This is a genomic window from Thioclava dalianensis (assembly GCF_000715505.1).
GTDB lineage: Bacteria > Pseudomonadota > Alphaproteobacteria > Rhodobacterales > Rhodobacteraceae > Thioclava > Thioclava dalianensis.
In genome coordinates, this window is sequence record NZ_JHEH01000092.1 from 1 (window position 1) to 911 (window position 911).

The window sequence follows — 911 nt, forward strand, 5'->3', positions numbered from 1 at the left end:
TGACGCAGGCCCCGTTACGGCATCTCATTGATTTCGGCGGCGTAGCGTGATTCACGGCCCGAAAACCGAGCGGAGAACATGTCTGATCTTTACTGGCTGACAGACGCGCAGATGGCGCGTCTTGAGCCCTATTTCCCGAAGTCCCACGGCAAACCTCGCGTTGATGATCGCCGCGTGCTGAGCGAGATTATCTTTATCAATCGCAATGGCTTGAGGTAGCGGGACGCTCCGCGCGAATATGGTCCGCACAAGACGCTCTACAACCGTTGGAAGCGGTGGAGCGACAAGGGGGTTTTTGTGCAGATGAAGGCCGTGCTGGCAGCTGAGCACGGTGAGAAGCAGACGGTTATGATTGATGCGACTTACCTTAAGGCACATCGCACGGCGTCCAGCTTGGGCGCGAGAAAGGGGGGCGTGGTCGTCTGATCGGTCGAACCAAGGGCGGCATGAACCATTGCCCGGCAGGGCATTGCAAAGCAATGGCCCGAGAGGGACCAAGCTGCATGCCATCTGCGACAGCAAGGGCCGCCCGATCAACTTCTTCGTTTCCGCCGGTCAGGTGAGCGATTACATTGGTGCCCGGACTCTGGTGGGCAACCTACCGGACGTCGATTGGTTGCTCGGAGTCCGAGGATACGATGCCGATTGGTTCAGAGAAGCGTTGAAAGACAAAGGGATACGCGCCTTCATTCCCGGTCGGAAACAACGCAAGAAGCCCGTCCGCTACGATAAGCGGCGCTACAAAAGGCGCAACCGCATCGAGATCATGTTCGGCAGGCTCAAGGACTGGCGGCGCGTCGCAACACGTTATGACAGGTGCCCAAAGGTCTCTTGCTCGGCCATCGCACTCGCCGCTCTCGTCATCTACTGGCTGTGAAACTCAATGAGATGCCGTAACGGGGCCTGCGTCA

At 58.3% G+C, this 911-nt stretch carries 1 pseudogene; it reads left to right on the forward strand.

What is annotated here, in order from left to right:
- Positions 1-78: 78 nt before the first annotated feature.
- Positions 79-877 (forward strand): annotated as a pseudogene (locus tag DL1_RS21445) (IS5 family transposase).
- Positions 878-911 lie beyond the last annotated feature (34 nt).